Source organism: Pseudarthrobacter sp. LT1, from assembly GCF_035621795.1.
Lineage (GTDB): Bacteria > Actinomycetota > Actinomycetes > Actinomycetales > Micrococcaceae > Arthrobacter.
Window position 1 is genome coordinate 3,895,612 of record NZ_CP141830.1, and the last position, 22,133, is coordinate 3,917,744.

Consider the following 22,133-nt stretch of genomic DNA (forward strand, 5'->3'; position numbering starts at 1 on the left):
GACGGCCCCCGTATCCGGCAGCCCCCGGGGCCCACGGCACAGCATCATGTCCCGCGGTGCGGCGATGCTCATCATGGGTGTCTTCACGCTCTACTTCCTGACCCCCATCTGGTGGCTGCTGGTCTCCTCTTCGAAAACGGGAGGTGACATCACCGGAACGGCGCCGCTCTGGTTCACCGCGGACTCCATCTCCACGTTCTTTGCCAACCTTGGCAACCTCTTCACCTACAGCGACGGGGTCTTTGGCCGGTGGCTTTTGAACAGTGCGCTCTACGCCGGCCTCGGCGCCCTGCTGGGTACCGTCATCGCCGCCATGTGCGGCTATGCCTTGGCCAAGTACGAATTCCGCGGCCGGGAAGCCATCTTCAATGTCGTACTCAGCGGCGTGCTGGTTCCCGCCACAGCCCTGGCCCTCCCCCTGTTCCTGATCTTCAGCCAGGTGAAACTGACCAACACCCTCTGGGCCGTCTTCCTGCCCAGCCTCGTCAGCCCGTTCGGCGTCTATCTCGCGCGGATCTATGCCGCTGCCAGTGTTCCCACGGAACTGCTGGAGGCTGCACGCCTCGACGGTTCCTCGGAAGCCAGGACGTTCTTTACCGTGTCCACCCGCCTGATGGCGCCCGCCCTGGTCACCATCTTCCTGTTCCAGTTCGTCGCCATCTGGAACAACTTCTTCCTGCCCCTGATCATGCTGCGGGACCAGGCCCTGTTCCCGGTCACGCTGGGACTCTACGCATGGAACAGCCAAATCAGCCAGATTCCGGAGCTGCGGGTCCTGGTCATCGTCGGCGCCCTGGTGTCGATCCTTCCGCTCATCGCGACGTTCCTGGCGCTGCAGCGCTTCTGGAGCAGCGGCCTGGGCGCCGGAAGCGTCAAATAACCCCTGTAGATTCCCCCCCACTACACGTCCCGCGGCGCCCCGCCCCGGTACACCCCACCCCACTAATAAGGAATAGAAATGCGCGTGCGTTACGGAAAAGCCACTGCCGCCTTTGCCATAGTCTCGGCGCTGTCCCTTGCGGGCTGCTCCAGCGGCGGAAGCACCTCCGCGTCCCAGGACACGTCCTGCAAGCCCTCCTCCGGACCGGTCGAACTGTCATTCACCACCTGGGTACCCGGCATGGACAAGGTGGTGGACCTCTGGAACAAGGACCACCCGGACATCAAGGTAAAGGTCCAGACAGGCCCCAACGGCAACTCGGGCACATACCAGAACTTCTTCAACCAACTGCAGGCCGGCAACGCCCCGGACCTGGGCCAGATCGAATACGATGCGCTGCCCAACTTCCGGGTCCAGGACGGGCTGGAGAACATCGCGGCCTGTGAGGGAGTCGCAGGCGCAAAGGACAAGTTCGTCGACTGGACCTGGGGCCAGGTCACGTTCGGGGAGGACAAGGCCGTCTACGCGATCCCGCAGGACAGCGGTCCGATGGCGATGTTCTACCGGGCCGACCTCTTCAAGGAGGCGGGCATCAAGGTCCCCACCACATGGGACGAATACGCTGCAGCAGCTGAGCAGATCAAGGCCCGCGGCTCCTACATCACCAACTTCCCCCGCAGCGACGTCAACTGGTTCGCCGGCAATGTGTGGCAGGCAGGCGGGCAGTGGTTCTCCAACGCCAACGACAAGTGGGAGGTCAACCTGACCGGCAAGGAGTCCGAGAAGGTGGCCAACTACTGGCAGAAGCTCCTGGAGAAGGGCGAAGTATCCACCCTGCCCTCCTTCTCCGACGAGTGGAATGCCTCCTTCAACAAGGGCCAGCAGTGGACCTGGGTTTCTGCCGTATGGGGTGCCTCAACCCTGCAGAGCGGAGCGCCGGATACGGCCGGGAAGTGGGCGGTTGCCCCCATGCCGCAGTGGGAAGCCGGCGGAAAGGCCGCAGGCAACTGGGGAGGTTCCTCCACCGCAGTCCTGAAGGGCTCAAAGCACCCCTATGAAGCCTCCAAGTTCGCCCTGTGGTTGAACACCGATCCTGAAGCGCTGGCGCTGGCCAATAAGCTCGGCGGCCTCTACCCCGCCGCGAAGTCTGCCAAGGAACTCGGCGCCTTCTCCGGCGGCGTGGACTACTTCGGCGGCCAGAAGATCTACGACGTCTTCGCCGAAGCGTCCTCCAACGTGAACCCCAACTTCACCTGGGGGCCCACCATGACCAAGACGTACACTGACGTTTCCGACGGTTTCGGCAAGGCAACGGGCGGCAACGGTACCCTTCTGGATGCCCTCAAGAACGGTCAGGCGAAAACCATCGAAGCCCTGAAGTCGCAGTCCATCCCCGTCAAGGAGTAACTGCAAGGCTCTCCATGAGGGAAGATTCCCTCACAGTAAAGGTCACCATCCCCGCCGCCGGCGGGGATGGTGGCCTTGTTCCGGTAAACCGCCGGCACATTCGACATCCCAGTAGGAGAAGTGATGGACCCCCTGTACCTCCGTTCCGCCGGCACCAGCCTGCTGGTCAGCTTCGACAGCGGGGAGGCCGAGGTCATCCACTGGGGCGCCGACCTGGGAGCACACGTGCCGGACCTCGGCATCCTGGGCGCTCCCGTGGGGCATTCCTCCATTGACGCCCACGTCCCCGCCGGCCTCCTCCCCTCGGCCGCTTCCGCCTGGCGGGGCCGGCCGGCCCTGCGCGGCCATCGGATCACCGCCGACGCCGCCGGCTTCGATTTCTCGTCCCGCCTCCGCGTTACGTCCGTGAACACTGAGGGTGCCGCCGCCACCATCGTCCAGGCCGACGCCGACGCCGGGCTCAGCGTCTCGTCCTCCCTTAAGCTTCACGACGGCGGCCTGCTGGAACTGCGCCACACCGTCACCAATGATGGAACCACCCCGTTCCAGGTGGACGAGCTGGCCACCGTCCTCCCGGTGGCACCGGACGCCGTCGAGCTCCTGGACCTGACCGGGCGCTGGTGCCGGGAACGCCACCCGCAGCGGCACCGGATCCAGCAAGGCACCTGGGTCCGGACCGGCCGGCACGGCCGCACCGGCCACGATTCCTCCCTGCTGTTCGCCGCCGGCACCCAGGGCTTCGGCAACCGGCATGGCAAAGTCTGGGCGACGCACCTGGCCTGGAGCGGCAACCACGAACAGTTCGCGGACACCATCGGCGACGGCCGGACCATGATCGGCGGCTCGGAACTGCTGGGCCCGTCGGAAGCCACCCTGGAACCGGGTGGCAGCTACACCACCCCGGCACTGTTCGCCGCCTACTCGGACCGCGGCCTGGACGGCATCACCGAAGCCTTCTACAGCTGGTTCCGTTCCCGTCCCCACCACGTGCTGCCCGCAGCGTCCACCGGCCTGCCCGCAGGCAAACCGCGCCCCGTGGTGCTCAACACGTGGGAGGCGGTGTACTTTGACCACAACCTGGACACGCTGATTGAACTGGCGGAGTCCGCGGCCGACCTCGGCGTGGAGCGTTTCGTGCTTGATGACGGCTGGTTCCGTGGCCGCCGTGACGACCACGCCGGCCTGGGAGACTGGTATGTCGACGGGACCGTCTGGCCGGACGGGCTGGCCCCGCTGATCAACGCGGTCACCTCGCGCGGCATGGAGTTCGGGCTGTGGGTCGAGCCGGAAATGGTGAACCTGGACTCGGACGTCGCCAGGGCGCACCCGGACTGGATCGTGGGCCCCTCCGCCGCCGCGCACAGGGACGGCGGCCGGCTGCCCCTGGAGTGGCGCAACCAGCACGTCATCGACCTGGTGAACCCGGAGGCGTGGCAGTACGTCTTCGACCGGATCGATGCGCTCCTGGCCGGGAACAACATCAGCTACCTGAAGTGGGACCAGAACCGTGACCTGGCCGAACACGGCCACGCCGGCCGGCCGTCGGTCCACGCACAGACCCTGGCCGCGTACCGGTTGTTTGACGAACTCCGGAAGGCCCACCCCGGCGTCGAAATTGAGAGCTGCTCGTCCGGCGGCGGACGTGTCGACCTGGGCATCCTGGAGCGGACGGACCGCGTCTGGGCTTCCGACTGCAACGACGCGCTGGAGCGGCAGACCATCCAGCGCTGGACCGGCGCGGTGGTTCCGCCCGAACTGGTGGGCAGCCACATCGGCCCCACCACCTCGCACACCACGGCCCGCACCCACGACCTGTCCTTCCGGGCCATCACGGCACTGTTCGGACATTTCGGCATGGAATGGGACATCCGGGGCGTCCAGGGCAAGGATCGCGAAGAGCTGCGGCGCATCGTGGGGCTGTACAAGGAGCACCGGGACCTGATCCACAGCGGCCGCCGGGTCCACGCCGACCTCTCCGACGACTCATTGCTCCTGCACGGCGTGGCAGCCGGCCCTGCCGGGGACAGCATTGAAGTGCAGAAAGGAACGACGGCGGCGCTGTTCGCCCTGGTCAGCACGCGCACCTCGGCCGCCGAGGCCCCCGGCAGGATCGGCATCCCGGGGCTCGACGCCGGCCGCAGCTACCGGGTGGAAGTGCTCTTCCCCACCCAGGATGACGCCGACTACGCCCACACGTACACGCAGGCGGAGCCGCCCGCCTGGGTGGCCGGCGGCGCAGAAGCCAGCGGCAGGTTCCTGGCAGAAGTGGGGCTGCCCATGCCCATCCTCAACCCGGAGCACGCAGTACTGCTGAAGGTCACAGCGCTCCAGCCGGTTCCCGGCGCGCATTCTTCGTAAGAATGCGCGGCGGGGAGGGCCAACCGATAGATTTGCAGTCATGACTGAAGCCTCCTCCACTGTCGAAGCCGGCCGCGGCACCATCCTCGTCCTCAATGGCCCCAACCTGAACATGCTGGGTACGCGGGAGCCGGAAAAGTACGGCACCTCCACCCTTGCCGACGTCGAACAGCTGGCTGCGGCCGCCGGGAAGAACCACGGATTCGCCGTGGAGTGCGTCCAGTCCAACCATGAAGGCGTCCTGCTGGACGCCATCCACGCAGCCCGGGGCGCCGCCGTGGGAATCGTCCTCAACGCGGGCGCCTTCACGCACACCTCCGTGGCACTTCGGGACGCCCTGGCAGCCGTGCAGCTTCCCGCCGTCGAGGTTCACATCACCAACGTGCACCAGCGGGAGGAATTCCGGCACCACTCCTACCTGTCGCCGGTCTGCGCGGCAGTAATCGTGGGCGCTGGAGTGTTCGGCTACAAGCTCGCCATCGACTACCTGGCCGAGGTCCTGTAGCCGGAGCGACGCGGTGCCCTCACGTCTGGATGCAGTGCCCTATTTTTGGATGCACTGCCCGGAGGAGACGGGCGAGGACAGCGACGTCGCCTGCTCCGCGACGGGGTCCAGGTCATTCATGGTGATGGCGAACCCCACCTCGGCGTCCGAGGTTGCCTTGGCGAAGATTACGCCTGCCACCTGGCCGTCGGTGGTGAGCAGCGGGCCGCCGGAATTGCCCGGCTGGACGTCCCCGGCAAGGCGGTAGATGTCCTCCGGCGCGGGATTGTTGCCGTAGATGTCCGGGACCAGGACGGTGGCGATGTCCTGGACGGTGGCGGGCTTGGACTGGAACGGGCCGCCGTGCGGGTACCCGGCGAACGCAGCCTGGCTGCCCCCGGGCAGGTCGCGGCTCAGTTGCAGCGGCTGGGACGGCAGGTTGTCCACGGCCAGGACTGCAAGGTCGCGGCGGGTATCGAAGTAGACCACCCGTCCGGGCATAGCGCCGCCGTCGGGCATTTCCACCACCGGCTGCGACACACCCGCAACCACGTGCGCGTTGGTTACCACGCGGTCTTCCGAGACTACGAAGCCACTGCCGGTCTGGTTCTGGCCGCATTCATAGGCCGTGCCCGCGATCCTCAGGACGGACTGGGCAGCCCTGTTGAGTGCAGGTGTATTGGTGCTGGTGTTGGGCACCTGGACGGCCTGGCCCTGGTCCAGCCCTTCGAGCAGCGTGGGGATGCCGTTGCCGATCACCGTGGACCGCAGCTCCGCCATGGTGGCCTTGACCGGGGTAGGTGTCAGCCCGTCGATGAAGCGGATCACCTTGGATTCAGCCAGCTGCTGGGACACCACGGGCACGCCGAGGGAGCTGACGCTGAATGCCAGCATGGACATCACCAGGGCGGAGACCACAAGGTTCAGCGCCCCGCCTACCAGCCGGTCCACCGCCCGGAGCGGCCTGATCCGCACCACGCCGCGGAGTTGGCGCCCCACCATGGTTCCCAGGCCGTGCCCCAGTGCCATCAGGACGACGGCGGCAGCGATGATGGCGGTGAGCCTCCACCCGGGGTCCTCAACGAAGGTGCTGACCAGCGGGACGGCAAAGAAAGCGGCGATGGCACCGGCGGCAAAGCCTGCGAGGCCACCGACAGTGACCAGGAAACCATTGCGGAGGCCGTAGACCAGGTATGACAGCAACGCCAGGATCAGGACAACGTCCAGGACAGTCAGGCCGACCACAAAGGCTCCTTATTTACAGTTGAACCCCCATTCTAGTGGCGGACGCTGACAATCTTCTGTGGGGTGCAGCGGCCTCCGGCGGACCGTCAGCGGGCTGCCTGCGGGCGTTTCCCATGCCAAGTTCGTCACAGAACCTTGAAAATTCTGAAACAATGGCAAAAGCGCCCACAGCCGATACTTTTACTCAGGAGATTTCATGGACATCGAGGTACTGCGCCGAGCACCCCTTTTCGCCACGCTCGACGACGACGCATTCCGGCTGCTGACGGACGAACTCACCGAGGTGGACCTTTCCCGCGGCGCATCAGTGTTCCGTGAAGGTGACCAGGGTGACCAGCTGTACTTCATCGTCTCCGGCAAGGTGAAGCTCGGCCGCACGTCCCCGGACGGCCGCGAGTCGCTCCTGGCCATCCTCGGCCCCGGCGAGCTCTTCGGCGAGATGGCGCTGTTTGATCCCAGCCCCCGCACCGCCACAGCCACCGCGGTGTCCGAAACCCGGCTGGCCGGGCTCAAGAACGAGAGCCTGAACGCCCTGCTGCGCACCCGCCCCGAGGTCTCGGCCCAGCTGCTGCAGGCCCTGGCCCGCCGCCTGCGCCGCACCAACGACTCCCTCTCGGACCTCGTCTTCTCGGACGTCCCGGGCCGCGTGGCCAAGGCCCTGCTGGACCTTGCCGACCGCTTTGGCCGTCCGGCCACCGACGGCGTCCTGGTGGCGCACGAGCTCACGCAGGAAGAACTGGCACAGCTGGTGGGTGCCTCCCGCGAAACCGTCAACAAGGCCCTGGCCGAGTTCGTCCAGCGTGGCTGGCTCCGGCTCGAGGCCCGCGCCGTGGTGATCCTGGACATGCAGCGACTCCGCCAGCGCTCCCGCTAGGACCATACAGAAAAGGCCGCCCCACGGGGCGGCCTTTTTTGTTGCGCGGATGCGGGAGTCAGTTCTTCACCACGTCCAGTTCGACGACGGCCCACGACAACGCAGGAAGGCTGAGCCGCAGCTCAGAGCCGTTTGCCTTGGCACCCTCCAGCGACTTCAGGCCCACGCGGTCCTGGTTATCCTGGTTGTTGATGGTGAAGCGGTCGCCGCCGTCAGGGATTTCCAGTACTTCCGCCCTGACCACCCGCTGTGCGTCGAAGCCCCGCAGGCTGACCTCCACGTCCGCCGCCTCCTCGAGCCCGCGGTTGGCGAGGAATAAGGCCACCCGGCCCGTCTCCTCATTCCAGGTGGCGCTGACATCGACCAGGTCCGTATCGCCAAACCGGGTATTGGTGTACTTGTCGGAGTCGACGGACAACCGCAGGATCTGGCCCTTCGCCAGTTCCGCCATCCTGGAGAACGGGTGGAAGATTGTTTGCCGCCAGGCCGGACCGTTCTCCTCGCTGAAGATGGGGGCGATGACGTTGACCAGCTGCGCCTGGTTGGCGATCTTGACCCGGTCGCCGTGCCGGAGAAGGGAGTTGAGCAACGTTCCGACGACGACCGCGTCCGTCACGTTGTACTTGTCCTCGATGACCCGCGGGTGTTCACGCCAGCCGGCCTTGGTCACGTTGTGCGGCTGGTCCTCCGTGTCCAGGCCCCGCTGGTACCAGACGTTCCATTCGTCGAAGGACAGGTTGATGTGCTTCTTGTGCTTGCCCTTGGCCCGGACCGCGTCGGCGGTGGCAATGACCGATTCGATGAAGTAGTCGGTGTCGACGGCGCTGGCCAGGAAGCTGCCGACGTCCCCGTCATGCTCCTGGTAGTAGGCGTGCAGTGAAACATAGTCGACTTCGTCGTAGGCGTGGGTCAGGACGGTCTGCTCCCAGGCTCCGAACGTGGGCATCCGTGAGTTGGAGCTTCCGCAGGCCACCAGTTCGATGTCCGGGTCGACGAACCGCATGGCCTTGGCCGCCTCCTGGGCAAGCCGGCCGTACTCTTCGGCCGTCTTGTGGCCGATCTGCCAGGGGCCGTCCATTTCATTGCCCAGGCACCAGAGCTTGATGTTGAAGGGGTCCTTGTGGCCGTTTTTGGCGCGCAGGTCCGAAAGGCGGGTGCCGCCCGGGTGGTTGGCGTATTCGACGATGGCGCGGGCGGCGTCCACTCCCCGGGTGCCCAGGTTGATGGCTTCCATAATTTCGGTACCGGCCTGGCGGGACCAGTCCACGAACTCGTGAAGGCCGAAGGCGTTGGTTTCCAGGGTGTGCCAGGCCCCGTCAAGCCTGCGCGGCCGGTCTTCGCGGGGGCCAATTCCGTCTTCCCAGTCATAGCCGGAGACGAAATTGCCGCCGGGATAGCGGACCACGGTGGCGCCGAGCTCCTTGACGAGCTTGAGGACGTCCTGGCGGAAGCCGTTTTCGTCGGCCTCCGGGTGGCCCGGTTCGTAGATGCCGGTGTAGACGCAGCGGCCCATGTGCTCCACGAAGGAGCCAAAAAGGCGCCGGGGCACTTCGCCGATGGTGAAGTCGCGGTCGAGGGTGATTCTGGCGCGGGACATAAGAATGATCTCCTTGGTTGAACTTCGGGCAGGTGGTGGAAAGCGAAGGTGGGCGTCAGGTGCCGGCGAGTCCCGTCGTCGCAACGCCCTTGATGATCTGGCGCTGGAAGAACAGGAAAAGCAGGATCAGGGGCAGGGCCGCGAGCAACGCGGACGCCATGTTCTGGGCGTACTGGATGCCGTAGGCGCTTTTGATGGTCTGCAGCCCCACGGGGAGGGTCAGGACGGACCCGTCGTTGGTGGCGATGAACGGCCAGAGGAAGTTGTTCCAGGCGCCGATGAACACGAAGATTGCCACGGCCGCGAGGATGGGGCGGGACAGCGGAAGGATGACCTGGAGGAAGATCCGCATCCGGCTGGCGCCGTCCATGACCGCGGCTTCTTCGAGTTCCCGCGGGATCTGGTCGAAGAACTTCTTGAGCACGAACACCATGGCGGGGTGGATGACCTGCGGCAGGATGATGGCCCAGGAGGTATCGATCATGTGCAGTGCCACCATTTGGTAGAACAGCGGAATGATCAGGACCGGCGGTGGAACGATGATGGACGCGATGATCACGGTCATCAGGACCTTCTTGCCCCGGAAGTCGATGCGGGACAGCGCGTAGGCCACCAGCGCTGAGATGACCAGCGTGATCACTGTGATGGCTGCCGAGGTGTACAGGGAGTTCCAGGTCCAGAGCGGGATGTTGCCGTCCTGGAACACCTTGACGAACGCATCGGCGGTGAAGCCCGACGGCGGGATCCAGCTGATCTTCGGAGCGGCGGCATCAGTTTCGCTCTTGAAAGCGGTGACGGTTGCCCAGGCGAAGGGCACCATCCAGAGGACGGCCAGCAGGGCGGCGACTGCCAGGACCGCAACGCGGCCGGGGCTCATCCTGCGGCCGTTCCTGCCGCCGGCGGACGGCGTGGCCGTGGAGGGAACAGGGCGGGCGAGGGTTTCAGTTGCCATGGCTATGCACTCCTGCGGCGGGTGATGAGGAACTGGATGACCGAAACCGCCACGATCAGTCCGAAGAAGATGTAGGAGATGGCTGCCGAGTAGCCCAGGCGGTATCCGGTGAAGCCGGTTTCGAAGATGTACTGCACCACAGGCCGGGTGGCGCCGCCGGGGCCGCCGGCTGTCATTTGGTAGACCTGGTCGAAAATCTTCAGCGACGCTAGGATCTGGAGGAGCACGATCATCACAGTGGTGGGGGCCAGCTGCGGCAGGGTGATGGAGAAGAACTGACGCCAGGCACCGGCGCCGTCCAGCGACGCAGCCTCATAATGCTGGGCGGGGATGTTCTGCATCGCCGCCAGGTACAGGAGGAAGTTGAAGCCCACCGTCCACCACAGTGTGGCGATGACGATCGCCCACATCGCGACGCCGGGGTCGTTCAGCCACGCAACTTTCGGCAGCCCTATTTTGGCCAGCGAGTCGTTGATCAGGCCCAGCTGGGGGTTGTACATCCAGGTGAAGAACAGGGAGACGACAGTGGAGGCCAGCAGGTACGGGGCAAAGTAGGAAAGCCGCCACAGCCATTGAGCGGGCAGTCCGACATTGACCAAGGCGGCCATGACCAAGGCAACGACCACCAGCGGGACAGTGCTGATGACCGTGAAGTAGAGGGTGTTGCCCAGCGAATGCCACATGTCGGAGTCGGCGAGGGCTTCGCTGTAGTTCGCCAGCCCAATCAGGCTGTCGTTGGCGCCGGTAAGGGACTTGCCGGTCAGGCTCATGTAAAGCCCGTAAAGGAGGGGCCAGACGAGGAAGACCAGGAAGAATGCCAGGAACGGGGCGGCAAAGGCCCAGCCGTTGAGGTTGTCCCGGCTTCCCTGGGAACGGGACCCGGCGGTCCTGGACCCAGCCTGCCTGGACATTCTTTGGCGGGACAGCCCGGGCAGCGGGCCCGCCGCCCCGTCGTTGTTGTGTGATGTTGCTACGGAACTCATTTGGACTCCTGTGTCGCTTGGCGGTTCAAACCGGGTTGGGACGGGAAAGCAGGGTGTTGGTGCGCCGCACGAAGGCATCCCAGCCATCAGTTGCCTTGTCGCGGCCGAGGAGCACGTTCTGCACGGTCTCCGCAAAGTACGTTTGCCAGTCGGAGCCCGATCCGCTGAACCAGGCCTCCGGGTCGTAGGCGATGATGTCTGCAGCGTTGGCGTAGTGGATCTGGGGCGTGAGTTCGCGGTAGGCCTGGGACTGCACCACCGGCTGGTAGGCGGGGATATGTCCTGCCTCGGCCCAGGACAGCGAGCCTTTGAGGATGTCGCTGACGAATTTGTAGACGTCGCGGCGCTTGGCGTCATCGACGTTCAGCTGCCGGGGAAGCACGAAGGAATGCGAGTCAGCGTAGGCGGCCGGCGTTCCGAACAGCGTGGGGATGGTGGCGGCGTCAACGGGCAGGTTTGCCTTCTTGAAGGTGGGAAGCTCCCAGACGCCGCTGAAGAGCATGCCTGATCCTCCCCGGGCGAATTCCGCGATACCGGTGCTGATGTCGCCGCTTTGCGCCGCGATGGTGTCATCGAACAGTGAGGTCATGAACTCGAGGGACTCAACGGCGGCCTCGTTGTCGGCCACCATTGGTTTGCCGGGGGTCAGTTCCATGCCTGCCCCGTGCTGCCGGTAGAGGGTGTAGAAAAGGCGCCACATCTGTGACCCGCTGCCGAGGTACCCGAAGGACAGACCGTGCGCCTGGGTCACTTTCTGCATTTCCCGCGCGATGCTGATGAATTCCTGCGGGGACTTCGCTTCCTGCAACTGCCCGTTGCTGCCAAGCAGTCCTGCCTTTCCCGCCACGTCACGGTTGTAGAACATGACAAAGGGGTGCGAATCCAGGGCGATGGAGAAGACTTTGCCGTTGTTTTGGCTCTTGTCCCAGATCCTGGGCGCGAAGCTCTGGCTGGTGACCCCGAACTCTGACAACAGGTCCAGGTCCCACGGGTCGATCAGGCCTCCGGGCGCATAGCCGGGAACGCGGCTGGCATGCATGATGGCCAGCTGCGGGGGACGGCCACCGGCAGATGCCATGGCCAGCTTGGTGTAGTACGGCGGCCCCCAGGCAAGGACGGTCGGGTGCACCTTGAACTCGGGGTTGGCGTCATTCACCTTGCTGATCATGTTCTGCATCTTGATGCCGTCACCACCGGAAAGGAGATGCCAGAACTGGATATCCCTGGGGGCCGCCGCGGAGGCATTTCCGCCGCACCCGGACAGGGCAGCCGCGGCGAACACGCTTCCCAACGCTGCGGTTCCGGACAACAGCCGGCGCCTGGACAGCTGCCTGTCGTCGAAAAAATCAAACTGCTTCACCCGTCACTCCTTTGGATGGGTCCGCTGAAAGTCATTCCGTTGCCACAACCGTTGCTGCCGGACGTACCTCATCGCAGTCCCGCAGCCCCGGTGTGATGCACGCCTCACATTACATCGATGTAATGTGTCCTGCAATGAAAATTGTTAGCGTTCGCAAAAGTAATCCTGCGGTCTCGTTTCCAAGCCAAGACGGGGCCGGCGCTACGGGCGGGGCCTAGGAGGAGGTGCTTTCCCGCTCCACGACTTCGTAATCGACGGCTACTACCCGCTGCGGGCCCTCGCGGTCCCGCATGCGTTCGGTGAGGAGCCGCAGGGCCTCACTGGCCACCCGGCGCTTGTCGAAAGAAACAGTTGTCAGTGCCGGCACCGCGTACTTCGCATCCGCGATGTCGTCGAAACCGGCAACGGCTACATCGTCGGGAACCCGGAGGCCGCGCTTCCACAGCACGCTCAGGGCACCGATCGCCATGGAATCGGTGAAGCAGAAAAGCGCCTCTGGCACCGGATGCGCGTCAAGGTACGCGGAAAGAGCATGGGCTGCCATGTCCGGGCTCCACTTTTCGCAGGGGATGATCAACGAATCATCCCAGGGAATGCCCAGTTCACCCAGTGCGGCCTGGTACCCACGGGTGCGGAGGACGGCGGCCGCGGAGCCCCTGTCTCCGGCGGCGCCCAGAACCGCAATGCGCCGCCTCCCCGTCCTGCCGAGCGCCAGTGTCATGTCACGGGCGGCGGCGACGCTGTCCACCCACACCCGGTCGGCCAGCTTCTGGGACACTTCCCCAAGCAGGACCACTGGCGGCAGGGCAACGCCCACTTTGACGGCACTCTCGTCCAGCACCACCGGGTTGAGGATGAGCCCGTCTATCAGGTTGGACCGCGCGCGGGACATCAACTCGTACTCGCGGGTGGGATCGGACCCTGTCTCCTCGATCTGCACGCTCCAGCCCTGTTCATGGGCTACTTCCACTACGCTGTGCGCAATTTCAGCGGAGTACGGGGTGCCCAGGTCAGGCAATGCCAGGGCAATGACGCCAGACCTGCCGTTGCGCAATCCCCGGGCTGAGAGGTTCGGGACGTAATCCAGTTCCGCCATTGCCTGCTCCACCTTGAACCTGGTGGGGCCGCTGACCGGAACAATTCCGTTCATGACGTTCGAAACCGTCTTTGGCGAAACCCCCGCGAGGCGCGCGACGTCCTTGACCGTTGCGCGCAAACGCGCCCCCTTGCTCCCGGTGTGGCTGTGGTGACGAGTTTATACTCCGGCCCGGCAAAGCATCAGCGCTCGCGCTGGTGGTCTCCCGCCACGGTCTTGGCTGCCTCGACTTCGAGCATGAGCCTGCCGTCCTCTTCAACCAGGGACGGCTGGTACACGTGCGGCTTGCGCTTGTAGCTCAGATACGCGATGCAGCCGTTGGCCGTCGCCATCTTCTCGAGCATGATTTCGGAACCCGGGACAAGCAGTTCGCCCAGCGGACGGCCCACGGTGTTCTCCTGGCCGGCCTCGTCACCGAGCTTGCTGGTGTTGCGCTCCTGGACCACCTCCGCGGCGTTGACCCACCTGCCCCACACGCCTTTGCCCTCAAGCAGCGAGGGTTCCTGGCCAAGCGGCTGGGTGGCGGCGAAGTAGCGGGTGTCGAACCTGCGGTGTGCAAAGTCGGGGCTGCGCCAGTTGACCAGTGACTTGAGCAGGTCGGTGCGCAGGGAGAGCCCGCGCTTTCCCAGCACCTGGGCCAGGGTCTTCTCCTGGTCCGCAACCGCGACGCGCGCACGCATCCATTCGGAGGTTGACGTCGCTTCGACTGTATTGGACATGTCCGGACCCGCCAGCAGGATGCCGGTTTCCTCGAAGAGCTCCCGGATGGCGCCCACCACGTGGCGCCGCGCCAGCCCGACGTCGTCCGTTCCCATTTGCTCAGCCCAATGCTGCGGCGACGGGCCCAGCCAACCCATGGGCTCGTCGTCGGACGGGTCAAGGGACCCGCCGGGGAAGGCGAGGACCCCCAGCGGCGAGGAGCCTGGCCGGTAACCCAACCACGTCTCCAGGCCGGTGGGGGAATCACGCAGGAGGACTACGGATGATGCGTAACGGGCGGCCCTGGGGGTCCGCTCGCCGTGTTCGAGCCAGCTTTGTGCTGCCCCTTCAAGATCCTGGGGCAGTGCAAAAAGGCGTCGTGCGAGGTGCGGCAAGGGAAGTGTCCGGTCTTAGCTGAATTCGGCGATCAGCTCGACCTCTACGGGAGAGTCGAGCGGAAGAACGGCAACGCCGACGGCGGAACGTGCGTGCTGCCCGGCGTCGCCAAGGACGCGGCCCAGCAGTTCCGAGGCGCCGTTGACGACCGCGGGCTGGCCCGTGAACGTCGGGTCCGAGGCGACGAATCCCACAACTTTAACGATGCGGGTGATGCGGTCAAGGTCCCCGATGACGCTCTTGACGGCGGCCAGTGCGTTGACCGCGCAGACAGCCGCGTAGCGCTGGGCGTCCTCCGGGGAAACGGTGGGCTCCTCGGCGAACCCTTCCGTACCGGCGGACACCTTGCCCGTAGCTTCGAGTTTGCCGTTAATAAACGGCAGCTGGCCCGAGGTGTAGACGTGGCTGCCGGAGACGACGGCGGGAACGTAGGAGGCCACCGGCGCGGCAACCTCGGGAAGGGTGAGGCCAAGTTCAGCGAGGCGCTGCTCGACGGCGGATACCGGCGCCGTTGCGGCGCTGGACTGGGCTTCTGCGGGGGTGCTCATGCTACTGCTTCTCCCTCTTGAGGTAGGCGACAAGGCCGTTGCCGTCAGGTCCGGGGACTACCTGGACGAGCTCCCAGCCGTCCTCTCCCCACTGGTCCAGGATCTGCTTTGTGGCGTGGATGATGAGCGGAATCGTCGCGTACTCCCATTTGGTCATGAGAGAAAGCGTAGCCCTTGCCGGTAAAGTGGAAAACATGGCGACTCGCAACAACCCCTTATTCGACACTGCCACCACACTGGGTAAGATCCTTCTTTTCCTTGGTGTGAGCGCGATTTGCGGTGTCCTCGTGGCGGGCCTGCTGGTCCCTGCCGCCGCCGTCTCCGGCAGCGCGGCAAGCGGTTCCATCGATTTCTTCGATTCCCTTCCGGCGGAACTGAAGGTTGATCCGCCGAGCCAGACCACCAGGATCCTGGCTGCCGACGGCAGCGAGATCGCCAGCGTGTACACGGAGAACCGCACCAAGGTTCCGCTGGACCAGATTTCACCGAACATGAAGAACGCCATCATCGCGGTGGAGGACAGCAGGTTCTACGAGCACGGCGGTGTGGACACCACCGGCATCCTCCGCGCGCTGGTCGCCACCGCCCGCGGCAACAAGCAGGGTGCGTCCACCATCACGCAGCAGTACGTCAACAACGTCCTCAACGCCAACCTCGCAGCCGCCGGCGAAGAGGACCAGATCAAGCTCAATGGCGTCAACAAGGGCGTGGGCGACAAGCTCCGCGAAATGAAGCTCTCCATCGCGCTGGAGAAGGAGTTCACCAAGGACCAGATCCTTGAGGGCTACCTGAACATCGTGTTCTTCAACCGTGACGCCTACGGCATTGAAGCGGCGTCCCACTACTTCTTCAGCACCACCGCCAAGGATCTGACCCTGCCGCAGGCAGCGCTCCTGGCAGGCCTGGTGAACAGCCCCTCCGCCTTCGATCCCATCACCAACCCGGAGAAGTCCAAGCAGCGGCGTGACCTGGTGCTGGGTCTGATGAAGGACCAGAACAAGATCACCGCGGAGGAATACCAGGCCGCCGTGGCCACGCCGGTGGAGCCCAAGGTGACCCAGCCGAAGCAGGGCTGCGCATACGCCGCTTCCGCCCCGTACTTCTGCGACTACATCCTGCACCTGCTGGAGAACAACCCGGCTTACGGAGCGGACGTCAAGGAACGCCAGCGCCTCATCTACGGCGGCGGCCTGACCATCACCACCACCCTTGACCCCAACGCCCAGGCCACGGCCCAGGAGCAGGTCAACGCCGCCACCGGGGCCAATCCCGATAAGTGGGGCTCCTCGATGGTGTCCGTGCAGCCGGGTACCGGCAAGATCGTCTCAATGGCCCAGAACACCACGTTCCTGCCCGGCCAGGGCTTTGATTCCCAGTTGAACTTCAATGTGGACAAGCTGGACAAGGACGGCAACGACCTCAACGGTGTTGGCGGCTTCCAGCCCGGATCCACCATGAAGCCCTTTACCTTCGCTGAGTGGCTCAATGAGGGGAAGACCATGAACACGGTGGTCAACGCAGCCCAGCGCGTGTATCCGCTCAACTACCCGTGGAAGAACACCTGCGGCAAGGTCAACGGCGCGTACAACACGGCGCAGAAGTCCTTGGGCGCAGCGGACGACCTCCAGAACGCTGAGCCGCAGTGGTACCGCCCGCTCACCGTCCTTGAGGGCCTCTACAACTCCATCAACACCGTGACGTTCGCGTCGGCGGCCCAGCTGGACTTCTGCGGCATCCAGAAGATCGTCGACGCCGTGGGCCTGCACAGCGGACTGCCCTCGGCAGACGGCAGCGAGCCGCACCCCAAGGTGGACATGATGACGCTGGGCAACCTGCTCGGTTCCACCCAGACATCACCGCTCACCATGGCCAGCGCGTTCGCGACCTTCGCGAATGACGGCAAGTACTGCGAACCCATCGCCATCACCTCGGTTGTGGACGCCACCGGCAAGCAGCTCCCGGCGCAGTCCAGCAGCTGCCGCGATGCCATCAAGCCCGAGGTCGCCCGCGGCGTGAACTACGCGCTGCAGGAAGTCATGAACCGGGGCTCTGGCGCACTGATCCAGCCGCGGCTTTCCACCAAGACCAGCTTCCCCATCGGCGCCAAGACCGGTACGTCCAACAACAACGGTTCCACCTGGGTTGTTGGCCACACCACCGGCCTGGCCACCGCCGCCTGGTTCGGTGACCCCCTGGGCGGACAGAGCCGCGCGGGACAGAACATCACCGTCAACGGGAAGTTCTACCAGGGCATCGACGGTTACATGATCGCCGGGCCGATGTTCTCCAACTTCATGACCAAGATCGCTCCGGCCTACGGGACCAACCCGTTCCCCGCGCCTCCCAGCAACATGATCAATGGCACCACCGCCAACACGACGCCTGGACGGACCACTCCCCAGGCAACCCAGGCTCCTGTCCCCGCCCCGCAGGCGACGCAGGCGCCGGCCACCCAGGCGCCGGCACCGGCGCCCGCCCCCACCAGCAATGGGAACGGCAACGGCAAGGGAAACGGCTAGACACGCATGAATATCGATAGCCTGGCAAGCCGCGCCCGTTCAATGGGGCGCGGCTTTGCCGTCACTGCCGGAGCCGGGGCCGCGGCCGGAATGGCCGCTTTCGGGTATGGCCTGTGGGAGAAGAACCAATTCGTCCTCCGCGAGGAAACCCTGGCCATCCTCCCGCCCGGCAGGGCCCCTTTCCGGATCCTGCACCTGAGCGACATCCACTTCGTGCCCGGACAGAAGAAGAAGGCTGACTGGCTTGGGTCACTTGCCGACCTCCGGCCGGACCTTGTGGTGAATACAGGCGACAACCTCAGCCACGTCAAAGCAGTGGACCCGCTGCTGGATGCCCTGAAGCCGCTGCTGCGGTTCCCCGGCGTCTTCGTCCCGGGTTCCAACGACTACTTCGCACCCAGCCCGAAGAATCCCGCGTCCTACTTGCTGGGACCGTCCAAGGTGAAGCCCAAACCTGTTGCCCTTGACTGGCCGCGCCTGCGTTCAGGGTTTGGCATGAGCGGCTGGGTGGACCTGACCAACCGTCACCAGTCGGTTGTCCTCAACGGCATGCGCTTCGATTTCTCCGGCGTCGATGATCCGCACCTGAAGCGGGAACGGTATGCCGGCTGGCCCCGGGGAACGGTCAACCAGGATTCGAATGACCACCTCCGGATTGCCGTCATCCATGCGCCGTACCAGCGGGTGCTGGACCACTTTACGGAGGACGGCGCGGACCTGCTGCTGGCCGGCCATACGCACGGCGGCCAGCTGTGCCTCCCCGGTTACGGCGCCATCATCGCCAACTGCGACATTCCGACCTGGCGGGCCAAGGGCCTCAACGACTGGTCAAGCAACGGAAGCACGACGCCGGTCAACGTCTCCGGCGGGATCGGCACCTCGCGTTTCGCCCCCGTCAGGATCGCCTGCAAGCCGGAGGCTGTCCTGCTGACCTTGACCTCCCCCAGCTGAGCGTCGCATTACAGGGTGCAATAACTGGGGAAGCAGTCAAAGGGCCGCGGCATCCCTGTGAATCGTCTCACTCAATGGCTTAGGGTTGTTGCTAGAGGAAACTACATTCGTTTTAGAGCTTGAGAAGCGGGCATGGCCAAGCAGACTCCCTTTTTCCGATCCATCAGCCGTCTTTATCCGCACGTCCGGCCCATTATCCCCCGGCTTTTGCTCGGCCTTCTCTGCGCACTTCTGGCCAGTGTGGTGGCATTGACCATCCCCCAGGTGCTGCGGGTCCTGGTCAACACTGCCCTGCAGCCCGGGGGTTCGACGGAGGCGGTCTGGACCTCTGCAGGCGTCATCCTGGTACTGGGAGTCGCCGAAGCGGGACTGGTGGCCCTGCGCCGGCAGTTCGTGATCAACCCTGCCACCACCGTGGAAACGCGGATGCGGGTGTCGCTCTATGACCATCTCCAGGAACTGACCGTCTCCTTCCACGACCGGTGGGGCTCCGGGCAGCTGCTGTCCCGTGCCATGACCGACCTGAACTTCCTCCGGCGGTGGATGGCCTTCGGCGCCATCATGCTGGTGGTCACCACCCTGACCGTGGTCATCGGCATCGTGGCCATGTTCGCGATGAGCTGGCAGCTGGCCCTGATCTTCCTTGCCGCCGCCGTTCCCATCATCATCAACAGCTTCCGGTTCCGTACCCGGTTCAGCAAGGTGGCCAGGCGCAGCCAGGACCAGGCCGGCGACCTTGCCACCACGGTGGAGGAATCCGTCCACGGCATCCGCGTGCTCAAGGCGTTTGGGCGGAGCCGGGAAGCCCTGGAGAATTTCAACGAGCAGGCTGAGGAACTGCGCCAGACGGAGATTGAGAAGGCACGCCACCAGGCAACGTTCACCCTGGTGGTCACCCTGCTTCCCGAGCTGGCGCTGGGTGCCGGCCTGGTGGTGGGTGTCATGCTGTGCGCGAGCGGCGAATTGAGCATCGGCGCCCTGGTGGCGTTCTTCGCCACTGCGGCAGTCATCGCCTCCCCCGTGGAGTTCTCCGGCATGCTGCTGGCCATGGCACTTACCGCCAAGACCGCCGTCGACCGCCACTACGAAGTGATGGACACCCGGAACACCATCAGCAGCCCCGCGGAGCCGCGGCGGCCAGGCGAACTGGCCGGTGCGCTCCACTTCACCAACGCCACCTTCGCCTTCGAGGATGCCCCGGACAAGCCGATCCTCAAGGACATCAACCTCGACGTCAGGCCCGGGGAAACCATGGCCCTGGTTGGCATCACGGGCAGCGGAAAAAGTGCGCTGATCCAGCTGGTGCCGCGCCTTTACGACGTCACCAGCGGGGCCATCAGCATCGACGGCGTGGACATCAGGGACTTCGAGGTGGAGGAACTGCGCAGGATTGTGGGCGTGGCCTTCGAGGACACCACGCTCTTCTCCAATTCGGTGCGGGACAACGTCCTGCTCGGCGCGCCCGTCCGCTCCGAGGAGGTCCTGGACGAGGCCCTCGACGTGGCGCAGGCCCACTTCGCCTACTCCCTGCCCCAGGGCGTGGACACCCTGATCGGCGAGGAGGGCCTGAGCCTGTCCGGCGGCCAGCGGCAGCGCATCGCCCTGGCCCGCGCCATCGCCGCCCGTCCGCGCGTCCTGGTCCTGGACGATCCCCTGTCCGCCCTTGATGTCCACACCGAGGAACTGGTGGAAGCACGCCTCCGGGAGGTCCTGAAGGACACCACCACCCTCATCGTGGCCCACCGGCCGTCCACGGTAGCCCTCGCTGACCGTGTGGCGCTGCTGGAAAACGGGCGCATTGCCGCCGTGGGAACGCACACCGAACTGCTGGCCCGCAACCAGCACTACCGCTACGTCATCGCCAGCCTGGACCGGGAGCCGCGGGACCTGGACACCGAACTGTCGGCACTTGAGGACCAGGCTGAGGAAGTGACCCGATGACTACCGCATCGTTCGGCACAGCCAACGAAGACAACGCCCACCTCACCAAGGCGGAGAGCCGGGCAGTACGACGCCGGTCGCTCGCTTTGCTGGGGTCGCTGATCCGTCCCGTGCGGGTGCGGTTCTGGCTGACCATCGCCATGGTGGTGCTCTCCCAGGCCGCCCGGGTGGCGGGGCCCGCCCTGATCGCCTTCGGCATCGACCACGCCCTCCCCGCCCTCCAGGCCGGCAACAACCTCCCGCTGGTGTTCACCGGAGTCGCCTACCTGCTGGCAGCGGTTGCGACGGCGGGACTCACCGCCCTGTACGTCACCTCCACCGCGCGGCTCAGCCAGGCCATGCTGCTGGACCTCCGGGTCCGCGTGTTCCGGCAGACCCAGCGGCTCAGCCTGGAGTTCCACGAAAAGTACACCTCAGGCCGCATCATCGCGCGGCAGACCTCTGACCTTGAGGCGCTGCGGGAGCTCCTTGACTCGGGCGTCAGCTCGCTGGCCTCCGGAATGTTGTTCATGGCCTTCACCGCTGCCACCATCTTTGCCCTGGACTGGCGGAGCGGGCTGCTGGTGCTGGCCGCCGGTGTGCCCATGTTCTTCCTGTCGCGCTGGTACCAGAAGCACTCGCAGATCGCCTTCCGGGAATCACGCGTGGTCTCTGCCCGGCTGATTGTGCATTTCGTGGAAACCATGACCGGCATCCGCGCCGTGAAGGCTTTCCGCAAGGAGAGGGAAAACTCGGAGCGCTACGGGAAACTGGCTGAGGACTACCGGCTGGTGACCGTCCGCTCCATCAACCTCAACGGCATCTTCCAGCCCGGCCTGGTGCTGATCGGCAACGTCTGCGTCGCCGTCGTCCTGCTCTTCGGCGGGTTCCGCGTGCTGGGCGGCGACCTTGCCGTGGGCGTGCTCCTGGCCCTCATTCTGTCCACCAAACGGTTCTTCCAGCCCGTGGACCAGATGGCCATGTTCTACAACTCGTTCCAGAGCGCGCAGGCAGCCCTGGAGAAGGTTTCCGGACTCCTCGAGGAGGTGCCAACGGTGCGGCCGCCAAAGAACCCGATCGCACTGCCCAGCGCCACGGGGCGCATCGACTTCAACGACGTTGAGTTCCGCTATGGCGACGGCCCCGTGGTGGTGCCCACCCTGGACCTGCACATTCCCGCCGGGCAGACCGTGGCCCTGGTGGGCCAGACGGGTGCCGGGAAATCGACCCTCGCCAAACTCATCGCCCGGTTTTATGACGTCACCTCCGGCACGCTCACCCTGGATGGTGTGGATCTCCGGGACCTGGCCACTTCCGACCTCCGCCGGAACATCGTCATGGTCACCCAGGAAGCGTTCCTCTTCAGCGGCTCCGTGGCGGACAACATCGCCCTGGGCAGGCCGGAGGCGTCACGCGCTGAAATCGAAGAGGCTGCCAAGGCAGTGGGAGCACACGAGTTCATCCTGGAACTTCCCGAGGGCTACGACACGGACGTCAACAAGCGCGGCGGCAGGGTCTCCTCCGGCCAGCGCCAGCTGATCAGCTTTGCCAGGGCCTTCCTGGCCCGGCCGGCGGTGCTGATCCTGGATGAAGCCACCTCCTCGCTGGACATCCCGTCCGAACGCCTGGTGCAGGCCGGGCTGGCCAGGCTGCTGGCCGGAACGGAAGCAGCGCGGAGGACCGCGCTCATCATCGCCCACCGGCTTTCCACGGTGGAGACGGCGGACCGTGTCCTGGTGGTCCACGACGGTCGGATCGTGGAGGACGGCACCCCTGAAGAACTCATCGGCGGGGGTGGCCGGTTCGCTGACCTGCACGGGGCATGGAAGGGTTCGTTGGTTTAAGGTTCCCGAAGGTTCCCGGC

The 22,133-nt window shown here is 65.2% G+C and carries 18 protein-coding genes; 9 read left to right on the forward strand and 9 right to left on the reverse strand.

The window, feature by feature from the left end:
• Positions 1-46 precede the first annotated feature (46 nt).
• The 4 genes from VIK36_RS18310 (at position 47) to aroQ (ending at position 5,150) form a co-directional block, all read left to right on the forward strand.
• Positions 47-880: a carbohydrate ABC transporter permease gene (locus tag VIK36_RS18310; protein ID WP_255175659.1), complete on the forward strand. Its 834-nt coding sequence runs from the start codon at positions 47-49 to the stop codon at positions 878-880.
• A 78-nt stretch (positions 881-958) separates the two neighbouring features.
• Positions 959-2,287 (forward strand): ABC transporter substrate-binding protein, encoded by a 1,329-nt coding sequence (locus VIK36_RS18315; protein WP_255173260.1) that lies wholly within the window; start codon positions 959-961, stop codon positions 2,285-2,287.
• A 123-nt stretch (positions 2,288-2,410) separates the two neighbouring features.
• A complete protein-coding gene (locus VIK36_RS18320) occupies positions 2,411-4,645 on the forward strand; it encodes an alpha-galactosidase (protein ID WP_324643102.1) in 2,235 nt (744 codons plus the stop codon).
• A 40-nt stretch (positions 4,646-4,685) separates the two neighbouring features.
• Entirely contained in the window at positions 4,686-5,150 is a 465-nt protein-coding gene (aroQ, locus tag VIK36_RS18325; RefSeq protein WP_324643103.1) for a type II 3-dehydroquinate dehydratase, read from the forward strand.
• 39 nt (positions 5,151-5,189) lie between these two features.
• Here the strand turns inward: aroQ and VIK36_RS18330 are convergent, their stop codons facing one another.
• Positions 5,190-6,374, reverse strand: coding sequence for a MarP family serine protease (locus tag VIK36_RS18330; RefSeq protein ID WP_324643104.1), 1,185 nt, complete (start codon positions 6,372-6,374; stop codon positions 5,190-5,192).
• Between the two features lie 196 nt (positions 6,375-6,570).
• On the opposite strand from VIK36_RS18330, the gene VIK36_RS18335 reads away from it, so the two are divergent.
• The gene (locus tag VIK36_RS18335; protein WP_011775987.1) at positions 6,571-7,248 is read left to right on the forward strand and encodes a Crp/Fnr family transcriptional regulator; all 678 of its coding nucleotides are present in this window, start codon (positions 6,571-6,573) and stop codon (positions 7,246-7,248) included.
• Positions 7,249-7,306: 58 nt separating this feature from the next.
• Here VIK36_RS18335 and VIK36_RS18340 read toward each other — a convergent pair whose 3' ends face one another.
• The 8 genes from VIK36_RS18340 to VIK36_RS18375 form a co-directional block, all read right to left on the reverse strand.
• The gene (locus tag VIK36_RS18340) at positions 7,307-8,845 is read right to left on the reverse strand and encodes an alpha-N-arabinofuranosidase (RefSeq protein ID WP_324643107.1); all 1,539 of its coding nucleotides are present in this window, start codon (positions 8,843-8,845) and stop codon (positions 7,307-7,309) included.
• 55 nt (positions 8,846-8,900) lie between these two features.
• Complete coding sequence (locus tag VIK36_RS18345) at positions 8,901-9,797, reverse strand: carbohydrate ABC transporter permease (protein WP_224027033.1); 897 nt, start codon at positions 9,795-9,797, stop codon at positions 8,901-8,903.
• 2 nt (positions 9,798-9,799) lie between these two features.
• A complete protein-coding gene (locus VIK36_RS18350) occupies positions 9,800-10,708 on the reverse strand; it encodes a carbohydrate ABC transporter permease (protein WP_159635166.1) in 909 nt (302 codons plus the stop codon).
• A gap of 97 nt (positions 10,709-10,805) precedes the next feature.
• Positions 10,806-12,140, reverse strand: a complete 1,335-nt coding sequence (locus VIK36_RS18355) for an extracellular solute-binding protein (RefSeq protein ID WP_324643108.1) — start codon at positions 12,138-12,140, stop codon at positions 10,806-10,808.
• A 214-nt stretch (positions 12,141-12,354) separates the two neighbouring features.
• On the reverse strand, positions 12,355-13,356 hold the full coding sequence (locus tag VIK36_RS18360; RefSeq protein WP_324643110.1) for a LacI family DNA-binding transcriptional regulator: 1,002 nt from the start codon (positions 13,354-13,356) through the stop codon (positions 12,355-12,357).
• A gap of 62 nt (positions 13,357-13,418) precedes the next feature.
• Positions 13,419-14,330, reverse strand: coding sequence for an NUDIX hydrolase (locus VIK36_RS18365; protein ID WP_324643111.1), 912 nt, complete (start codon positions 14,328-14,330; stop codon positions 13,419-13,421).
• A gap of 15 nt (positions 14,331-14,345) precedes the next feature.
• Entirely contained in the window at positions 14,346-14,879 is a 534-nt protein-coding gene (locus VIK36_RS18370; protein WP_255173267.1) for a RidA family protein, read from the reverse strand.
• A 1-nt stretch (position 14,880) separates the two neighbouring features.
• Entirely contained in the window at positions 14,881-15,036 is a 156-nt protein-coding gene (locus tag VIK36_RS18375) for a DUF4177 domain-containing protein (protein ID WP_009359196.1), read from the reverse strand.
• Positions 15,037-15,073: 37 nt separating this feature from the next.
• Here VIK36_RS18375 and VIK36_RS18380 point away from each other — a divergent pair, with 37 nt between their 5' ends.
• From VIK36_RS18380 to VIK36_RS18395, 4 genes are all read left to right on the forward strand, one after another.
• The gene (locus VIK36_RS18380; protein ID WP_324643115.1) at positions 15,074-17,398 is read left to right on the forward strand and encodes a transglycosylase domain-containing protein; all 2,325 of its coding nucleotides are present in this window, start codon (positions 15,074-15,076) and stop codon (positions 17,396-17,398) included.
• Between the two features lie 6 nt (positions 17,399-17,404).
• Positions 17,405-18,349, forward strand: coding sequence for a metallophosphoesterase (locus VIK36_RS18385; RefSeq protein WP_324643116.1), 945 nt, complete (start codon positions 17,405-17,407; stop codon positions 18,347-18,349).
• 132 nt (positions 18,350-18,481) lie between these two features.
• Positions 18,482-20,290, forward strand: coding sequence for an ABC transporter ATP-binding protein (locus VIK36_RS18390; protein ID WP_324643118.1), 1,809 nt, complete (start codon positions 18,482-18,484; stop codon positions 20,288-20,290).
• Entirely contained in the window at positions 20,287-22,113 is a 1,827-nt protein-coding gene (locus VIK36_RS18395) for an ABC transporter ATP-binding protein (RefSeq protein WP_324643119.1), read from the forward strand. Before VIK36_RS18390 ends, VIK36_RS18395 begins: the two co-directional genes overlap by 4 nt.
• Positions 22,114-22,133: the final 20 nt, after the last annotated feature.

What these genes read in the sequence shown, in the direction of transcription:
- VIK36_RS18310 (WP_255175659.1), top strand. Translation starts at nt 47, where the DNA reads ATGTCCCGCGGTGCGGCGATGCTCATCATGGGTGTCTTCACGCTCTAC.
- VIK36_RS18315 (WP_255173260.1), top strand. Translation starts at nt 959, where the DNA reads ATGCGCGTGCGTTACGGAAAAGCCACTGCCGCCTTTGCCATAGTCTCG.
- VIK36_RS18320 (WP_324643102.1), top strand. Translation starts at nt 2,411, where the DNA reads ATGGACCCCCTGTACCTCCGTTCCGCCGGCACCAGCCTGCTGGTCAGC.
- aroQ (WP_324643103.1), top strand. Translation starts at nt 4,686, where the DNA reads ATGACTGAAGCCTCCTCCACTGTCGAAGCCGGCCGCGGCACCATCCTC.
- VIK36_RS18335 (WP_011775987.1), top strand. Translation starts at nt 6,571, where the DNA reads ATGGACATCGAGGTACTGCGCCGAGCACCCCTTTTCGCCACGCTCGAC.
- VIK36_RS18340 (WP_324643107.1), bottom strand. Translation starts at nt 8,845, where the DNA reads ATGTCCCGCGCCAGAATCACCCTCGACCGCGACTTCACCATCGGCGAA.
- VIK36_RS18345 (WP_224027033.1), bottom strand. Translation starts at nt 9,797, where the DNA reads ATGGCAACTGAAACCCTCGCCCGCCCTGTTCCCTCCACGGCCACGCCG.
- VIK36_RS18350 (WP_159635166.1), bottom strand. Translation starts at nt 10,708, where the DNA reads ATGTCCAGGCAGGCTGGGTCCAGGACCGCCGGGTCCCGTTCCCAGGGA.
- VIK36_RS18370 (WP_255173267.1), bottom strand. Translation starts at nt 14,879, where the DNA reads ATGAGCACCCCCGCAGAAGCCCAGTCCAGCGCCGCAACGGCGCCGGTA.
- VIK36_RS18375 (WP_009359196.1), bottom strand. Translation starts at nt 15,036, where the DNA reads ATGACCAAATGGGAGTACGCGACGATTCCGCTCATCATCCACGCCACA.
- VIK36_RS18380 (WP_324643115.1), top strand. Translation starts at nt 15,074, where the DNA reads ATGGCGACTCGCAACAACCCCTTATTCGACACTGCCACCACACTGGGT.
- VIK36_RS18385 (WP_324643116.1), top strand. Translation starts at nt 17,405, where the DNA reads ATGAATATCGATAGCCTGGCAAGCCGCGCCCGTTCAATGGGGCGCGGC.
- VIK36_RS18390 (WP_324643118.1), top strand. Translation starts at nt 18,482, where the DNA reads ATGGCCAAGCAGACTCCCTTTTTCCGATCCATCAGCCGTCTTTATCCG.
- VIK36_RS18395 (WP_324643119.1), top strand. Translation starts at nt 20,287, where the DNA reads ATGACTACCGCATCGTTCGGCACAGCCAACGAAGACAACGCCCACCTC.